The 7,228-nt window shown below is 69.6% G+C and carries 6 protein-coding genes; 2 read left to right on the top strand and 4 right to left on the bottom strand.

What is annotated here, in order from left to right:
- Window positions 1-590, top strand: a 590-nt coding sequence (locus FNH21_RS10705) for a transposase (RefSeq protein ID WP_191931859.1), incomplete at its 5' end; no start/stop codon positions are given.
- Window positions 591-720: 130 nt separating this feature from the next.
- On the opposite strand, the gene FNH21_RS10700 is transcribed toward FNH21_RS10705, so the two are convergent.
- Genes FNH21_RS10700 through FNH21_RS10685 form a run of 4 tightly spaced genes read right to left on the bottom strand, consistent with a single transcriptional unit; the run spans window position 721 to window position 5,023 of the window.
- A complete protein-coding gene (locus tag FNH21_RS10700) occupies window positions 721-1,860 on the bottom strand; it encodes a bifunctional 2-methylcitrate synthase/citrate synthase (protein ID WP_191931858.1) in 1,140 nt (379 codons plus the stop codon).
- A complete protein-coding gene (gene prpB / locus FNH21_RS10695) occupies window positions 1,857-2,813 on the bottom strand; it encodes a methylisocitrate lyase (protein WP_152815015.1) in 957 nt (318 codons plus the stop codon). The genes FNH21_RS10700 and prpB overlap by 4 nt, the downstream gene beginning before the upstream one ends.
- Before the next feature lie 10 nt (window positions 2,814-2,823).
- A complete protein-coding gene (locus tag FNH21_RS10690; protein ID WP_152815013.1) occupies window positions 2,824-4,344 on the bottom strand; it encodes an MmgE/PrpD family protein in 1,521 nt (506 codons plus the stop codon).
- The gene (locus FNH21_RS10685) at window positions 4,337-5,023 is read right to left on the bottom strand and encodes an FCD domain-containing protein (RefSeq protein WP_191931857.1); all 687 of its coding nucleotides are present in this window, start codon (window positions 5,021-5,023) and stop codon (window positions 4,337-4,339) included. The genes FNH21_RS10690 and FNH21_RS10685 overlap by 8 nt, the downstream gene beginning before the upstream one ends.
- 188 nt (window positions 5,024-5,211) lie before the next feature.
- Here FNH21_RS10685 and FNH21_RS10680 point away from each other — a divergent pair, with 188 nt between their 5' ends.
- Complete coding sequence (locus FNH21_RS10680) at window positions 5,212-7,206, top strand: AMP-binding protein (protein ID WP_422108765.1); 1,995 nt, start codon at window positions 5,212-5,214, stop codon at window positions 7,204-7,206.
- The last annotated feature ends 22 nt before the right edge of the window (window positions 7,207-7,228 follow it).

Here is a 7,228-nt window from a genome sequence, read left to right as displayed (position 1 = left end):
AGACCGCCACGACGGAGGAGCTCCCCGGCGCGGTCCCGGTGATGGATCCCTTCCACGTGGTTCGGCTGGCCGGGGATGGGTTGGACCGGTGCAGGCAACGCGTCCAACAAGCCACCACCGGTCACCGGGGCCGGTCCGGGGACCCGCTCTACCGGGCCCGACGGACACTGCATACCGGCGCGAATCTGCTCACCGAGAAGCAGCAAGCCCGCCTGAACGCAGTGTTCAGGTCTGAGAATCACCTCGAGGTCGAAGCCACCTGGGGCATCTACCAGCGAATCATCGCCGCGTACCGGGAACCCGACAGAAAGAAGGGAAAGCAGATGATGAAAGCCGTCATCGACTCCGTCACCGCCGGCGTGCCGACCGCCCTGGTCGAGATTCGTCGGCTCGGGCGGACCCTGAAACAACGGACCGCTGATGTCCTCGCGTTCTTCGACCGCCCCGGCACCTCGAACGGTCCGACGGAGGCCATCAATGGGCGGCTCGAGCACCTGCGTGGATCGGCTCTGGGCTTCAGGAACCTCACCCACTACATCGCCCGAAGCCTGCTCGAATCAGGCGGCTTCAGACCCCACCTACACTCCTAATTACGAAGAGCCCACAATCCTCGACGGCTACGGGTCAGCTGACGCGACCCTCGGTGGATGGAGCGCGGCCCGCGGGTCCTCCGCCCGATGACGGTGCGACGCCGCGTCCGCCCGGTGACGGCCCCCGGGGTCAGTCGACGTGCCGCTCCTCGGGACCGTTGTACAGGCTGAGCGGACGGATGAGCGAGTTCGAGGCCACCTGCTCCATGACGTGTGCCGTCCAGCCGGTGATGCGGGCCGCGATGAAGAGCGGGGTGAACATCTCCGTGTCGAAACCCATGAGGTGATACGTGGGCCCGGCGGGGTAGTCGAGGTTCGGCTTGATGCCCTTGGCTTCGTCCATCGCCGTCTCGAGCCCCGAGTAGAGGCCGAGGATCTCGCTGCGTCCGTAGTACTCGATCATCGCGTCGAGGGCGGACTTCATGGTCGGCACGCGGGAATCGCCGCTCTTGTAGACGCGGTGCCCGAAGCCCATCACCTTCTTCTTCGACGCGAGGGCGTCCTCCATCCATGCCTTGGCCCGCACTGCGGCGTCCTCGGCGCTCTCGTCCTCGCGGATGCCGATCTCCTCGAAGGTGTGCATGACGGCCTCGTTGGCTCCGCCGTGCAGAGCTCCCTTGAGAGCGCCGATCGCACCGGTGACCGCCGAGTGCAGGTCAGCGAGGGTGGACGTGATGACCCGCGCGGTGAAGGTCGAGGCGTTGAAGGAGTGCTCGGCGTAGAGCACCATGGAGACGTCGAAGGCGTGGACCACCTCGGTGGGCGCCTCCTCCCCGAAAGTCATCCACAGGAAGTTCGCCGAGTAGCCGAGGTCGTCGCGCGGCTCCACGAGCGCCTGCCCACGGCGGCGCCGCTGGTCATAGGCGACGACGGCGGGGAAGGCCGCGAAGAGCGTGGCAGCCTTCTCCATGTTCGCCTCGACCGAGTTGTCTCCGGCCAGGGGGTGGCTCGCCCCCATGACGGAGACGGCGGTGCGTGCCACGTCCATCGGGTGCGCCGTCGCAGGGAGCAGGTCGATGGCGGCGATGACCTGCTCGGGCAGGGCGCGGTGGGCCCGCTCGAAGGCGTCGAACTCCTGCCGTTGCGCGGCGTCCGGCAGCTCGCCGTTCCAGAGGAGATAGGCCACGTCTTCCATGTCCCGGTGGCCGGCCAGCTCCTGGACGGGGTAGCCCCGGTAGAGCAGAGAGTTGGATTCGGGATTCACCTTCGAGATCGCGGTGTAGTCGACGACCACCCCTGCAAGGCCCTTGTGGATCTCTGGTTCTGTCACGATTGCTCCTCCTGTGCATCGGATCCTGCGGGTGCGGGCGGGGCGGCGGATCTGCTGCCCGGTACCTCGAAGTCGAAGACGGACGAGTCGAACCGGTTGTAGCCCTCGTAGTCCACGAGGTCGTACAGCCGGCTGCGCGTCTGCATCCCCTCCACGGCGGGTTGCTGCGTGCCGTGGAGACGGATCGTGTCCAGCGTACGCTCGGCGGCGCCCATCGCACTGCGCAGGAGCGTGACCGGGTAGATGACCATGCTCACCCCGACGTCCTGGAGCTGCTCGGCCGTGAAGAGATCGCTCTTCCCGAACTCGGTCATGTTCGCGAGGATCGGTACGTCCACGGCGTCCCGAATGGCACGGAACTCGTCCAGGTTCCGCATCGCCTCCGGGAAGATCGCGTCCGCGCCGGCCTCGACCAGTGCGCGGGAGCGGTCCTGTGCCGCCGTGAGGCTGTCCGTGCCGCGGATGTCGGTCCGCGCCATGATGAGGAAGTCGGGGTCGCGGCGTGCGTCCGCGGCGGCCCGGATGCGCTTGACCGCGGTGTCGAGGTCGACGACGTTCTTGCCGTCGAGGTGACCACACCGCTTGGGGTTGAACTGGTCCTCGATGTGGCAACCGGCCAGGCCTGCGTTCTCGAGTTCCTGGACGCTGCGGGCCACGTTCATGGGCTCGCCGAAGCCGGTGTCGGCGTCGACCAGGCAGGGCAGATCCGTCATCCGGGCGATCTGTCCGGCCCGCTGCGCCACCTCGGTCAGCGTGGTCAGGCCGATGTCGGGGAGCCCGAGATCGGCGGCGATCACGGCGCCCGAGATGTAGACGCCGTCGAATCCCTTGTCGCCGATCAGCCGGGCCGAGAGGGGATTGAAGGCGCCGGGGAACTGCTGGAGACGGCCCGAGGCCAGCCCGTCGCGGAGGGCGCGTCGTTTCTGTGTCGCGGTGACGCTCGAATACAGCATCCCGGCCCTCCTACAGGAGTCCCTGCGGCATCGCGACCGCATCGAGGTGGCCTGGACGGGCGACGACGTTGAGTTGCCCGAGCGATCCCGCAGGGAGGTCCGGAAGCTGCTCGACGGCCGCGAGGAACCGGTCGAGTTCCGTGTCCTCGACGACGCCCTCGGCGAGCATGCGCAGCTTCGCGACGTAGTCGGCACGGGCGAAGGGGCGGGCGCCGAGGGGATGCGCATCGGCGACCGCGATCTCGTCCGTGATGACCGTCCCGTCGGTCAGGGTGATCTCGACGCGGCCGCCGAAGGCCTTCTCGGCGATGTCGAGCGAGTGGTAGCGCCGGGTCCACTCCGGGTCCTCGACCGTGGTGACCTTGTGCCACAGCGCCACGGTGTCGGGGCGGGCGGCGCGTTCGGGCGCGTAGGAGTCCTCGTGGTGCCAGCGGCCGTCCTGCAGTGCCACGGTGAAGATGTACGGGATGGAGTGGTCGAGAGTCTCACGCGAGGCGGTGGGCTCGTACTTCTGCGGGTCGTTGGCACCGGACCCGATGACGTAGTGGGTGTGGTGGGACGTGTGGATGACGACGGCCGCGACGTTGTCCGGGTCGGCCACCTCGGGGTGGGCACCGCGGAGGCGCCGTGCGAGGTCGATCCAGGCCTGGGCCTGGTACTCGGCCGAGTGCTCCTTGGTGTAGGTGTCGAGGATGGCCCGCTTCGCCTCGCCCCGGGTGGGGAGCGGCACCTCGTAGGCGGCGGTCGGACCGTCGAGGAGCCAGGCGATCACGCCGTCCTCGCCCTCGTAGATCGGTGTGGGGGAGGTCTGCCCGCGCATCGCCCGGTCGACCGACTCGACGGCCATCTTGCCGGCGAAGGCCGGTGCGTGCGCCTTCCAGGTGGAGATCTCGCCCTTGCGGGACTGGCGGGTGGCTGTCGTCGTGTGCAGGGCCTGGCCGACGGCGTGGAAGATCACGTCGGCCTCGAGGCCGAGCAGGGTGCCGATGCCTGCCGCAGCAGAAGGGCCGAGGTGTGCCACGTGATCGATCTTGTGCTCGTGCAGGCAGATCGCCTTCACGAGGTCCACCTGGATCTCGTAGCCCGTGGCGATCGCGCGGAGCAGGTCCCGGCCCGAGGCGCCGGTGTGCTGCGCTGAGGCGAGGATCGGCGGGATGTTGTCTCCGGGGTGGGAGTAGTCCGCGGCGAGGAAGGTGTCGTGGTAGTCGAGTTCACGCACGGCCACCCCGTTGGCCCAGGCGGCCCACTCCGCGGACACGGGCTCCGTGACGCCGAACACGGAGGCGCCGCTGCCGTGGGCGGACACGGGATGACCGAGGGCCTGCGCGCGCGCGGCGACGACCGGCGCACGGTTCAGCGAGGCGATGGCCACGGAGGCGTTGTCGATGATGCGGTTGATGACCATGTCCGCGACATCGGCGGTGACCTCGACGGGGTCGGTCGCCACCTCGGCGATCTTCCAGGCGAGCTGGCCGGTCTTCGGGAGGTTCTCCTCGCTGCGGTGGACGCGGACAGGGTGGAATTCAACCATGGTGTACCTTTCGTGGATCTCGGAACGTGGTGGGAGGCGACGCCGGGGCGACCGTCGGGTCGAGGAGGTGCTGCAGGCTGGTGTGGAGGTGGACGCGCATGGCGGCCTCGGCGAGGTCGGCGTTCCCGGCCGCGACGGCGAGAGCGATCTGCTCGTGTTCGCGGGCGGAGGCGCGTAGCCGCGCCGGTTGGTCACGGGCGAGCCGCCTGACCCGGGCGAGGTGCGTCCGAATCGATTTCTGTGCCTGGTACAGGTAGGAGTTGGCGGCTGCTTCGTCGATCGCCCGGTCGAGCCGGGCGGCGAGTGCGTAGTAGTCCTCGTGCCCGCCGTCGTGCTCGAGGCTCTGCCCGGCGGCCCTGAACTCCGTGGCCAGGGCGTCGAACACCTCCGCCGATCCCCGCACGGCGGCAAGGCGCACGGCCGCGCATTCCAGCGGCAGCCGGACGTCGAAGAGATCGGCCACCGCGTCGAGCGAGATGGCGGACACCATGACGCCGCGTCCTGCATGCGGTGTGGCCAGTCCTTCGGCGACGAGGCGCGAGAGGGCTTCGCGCAGGGGCGTCCGTGAGACGCCGAAGCGAGCGGACTGTTCGACCTCGGCAAGCACGTCGCCGGGTGCGAGCCGCCACTCGAGGATGTCCGAGCGGAGCAGGGAGTAGGCGCGGTCACTCGCTCTCACACCGACCTCCGGCTGTTCGTCGTCGCCGGGGCGCAGCCCGGCCTTCCGCTTGAATGTATACATTCAGCACGCCAGAAGCAAGGGTTGCCGCCCGCGGTAGGAGCTGTGTTCCTTCCGTGTATACAGGAGCTGCTCCATCAGCTCAGGGCCCGTGGTACTCTCCTCTCCACGCGCAAGGGAGGGCGAGCATGGCTGCAGCAGCGATGGATGCCGGAGGCAATACCCCGTGGAACGAGTACGTGGCGCTGCACGCCGAGAGCCTCGCCGATCCCGAGCGGTTCTGGCTCGCTGCCGCGGAGGCGGTCGACTGGTCGGCCGCACCCACCTCGGCACTCGACACCACGTCCGCGCCCCTCTACCGGTGGTTCCCCTCCGCCACGCTCAACACGAGCCACAACGCCCTCGATCGCCACGTCGACGCGGGACACGGCATGCGGACGGCCCTCGTGTACGACTCCGCGATGCTGGGTCTGCGGCGCAGCTACACCTACGTCGAGCTGCGGGACGAGGTGGCGGTCTTCGCGGGTGTCCTCGCCGGGCTCGGCGTCGGCAAGGGCGACCGCGTCCTCGTGTACCTGCCGATGATCCCCGAAGCCGTCATCGCCATGCTGGCGACGGCGCGCCTCGGGGCGGTGCACTCGGTGGTATTCGGGGGATTCGCCCCCGCCGAACTCGCCGCGCGCATCCGGGACGCCGGACCTGCGGCGGTGGTCACTGCGACGGGCGGGTTCGAGCCGGGTCGGCGCGTCGAGTACCTGCCGGCCGTCCGGGAGGCACTCGCGCTCGCCGGCAGCACGGGGACGCCCGTGGTCGTCAAGCATCGTGATGGCTTCGACCGCGGCGCCGGGGAGGCTCCGGACGACGGGTCAGGGGACGGTCGCTCCTCCGCGGCCGGCTCCTCGACCACCGGCGGTGACGCGCCGTGGGTCGACTGGGACGACGCCGTCGCGCGGGCCGAGCCGGTCGCTCCCGTCGACGTGGCGGCGACCGATCCGCTCTACATCCTCTACACCTCCGGCACCACCGGCTCCCCCAAGGGCGTGGTGCGGGACAACGGCGGGCACGCCGTCGCGTTGGCCTGGTCCATGCGGAACATCTACGGCATCGGCCCGGGCGACGTCATGGTGACAGCCTCGGACGTCGGCTGGGTCGTGGGGCACTCCTACATCGTCTACGGGCCGCTCCTGGCAGGAGCGACGACGGTGCTCTACGAGGGCAAGCCGGTAGGAACACCCGACGCCGGTGCATTCGGCCGACTGATCGAGGAGCACCGAGCGAAGGTGCTCTTCACCGCGCCGACCGCCCTGCGCGCCATCCGCAGGGCCGATCCCGAGGGCTCGGCGCTCCGCGGCCACGACCTGTCCTCCCTCGACTCCCTCTTCTCCGCCGGCGAGCGCCTCGACACCGGGACCTCCGCCTGGATCGGTGGCGTCCTCGGTGTCCCGGTCGTGGACAACTGGTGGCAGACGGAGACCGGTTGGCCCATCTGCGCCAATCCGCGGGGGTTCGGCGGCGTCCCGCTGAAGCCGGGCTCACCGTCCCTGCCGTCGCCCGGGTTCGACGTCGCCGTCCTGGACGAGAGCGGCGCGCCGGTTCCCGCGGGGCTCGAGGGCAGCATCGCCCTGCGCCTCCCGCTCCCGCCGGGCACCCTGACGACCCTGTGGGGAAGCGATCAGCGGTACCGCGAGTCCTACCTCGAGGCCTTCGACGGCTACTACTCCAGCGGGGATTCCGGCTACCTGGACGAGGACGGCTACGTGTTCGTCATGGGGCGCACCGATGACGTCATCAACGTGGCCGGGCACCGGCTCTCCACCGGCGCCATCGAGCAGGCCATCGCGCAGCACCCCGCCGTCGCCGAGTGCGCGGTCCTCGGACTCCACGATCCGCTGAAGGGCCAGCGCGCACGTGGCTACTTGGTCCTGAAGGCAGGTTCGACCATCGACGCCGCGACGCTCGAAACGGAACTCGTGCACCTGGTACGCATGACCATCGGACCCGTGGCGGACTTCCGGTCGGCCGTGGTCGTCGACGCGTTGCCGAAGACGCGCTCGGGCAAGATCCTGCGCAGGACCATGCGCCAGATGGCCGCGGGGGAGCAGTACGCCGTCCCGTCCACGATCGAGGATCCTGCCGTACTCGATACGCTGGCCCCGCTGCTGCGGCCGACGCCCGCGGACTGACGGTCGCCCGGCGAGCCTCACC

Source organism: Arthrobacter bussei (assembly GCF_009377195.2).
Classification (GTDB): domain Bacteria; phylum Actinomycetota; class Actinomycetes; order Actinomycetales; family Micrococcaceae; genus Arthrobacter_D; species Arthrobacter_D bussei.
Note: the sequence above shows the minus strand (reverse complement) of the source record. Positions and strands in the feature narration are given on the sequence as shown.

Bases quoted from the DNA above. Each gene is read 5' to 3' on its own strand.
- prpB (WP_152815015.1), bottom strand. From the start codon at position 2,813: ATGCTGTATTCGAGCGTCACCGCGACACAGAAACGACGCGCCCTCCGC.
- FNH21_RS10690 (WP_152815013.1), bottom strand. From the start codon at position 4,344: ATGGTTGAATTCCACCCTGTCCGCGTCCACCGCAGCGAGGAGAACCTC.
- FNH21_RS10680 (WP_422108765.1), top strand. From the start codon at position 5,212: ATGGCTGCAGCAGCGATGGATGCCGGAGGCAATACCCCGTGGAACGAG.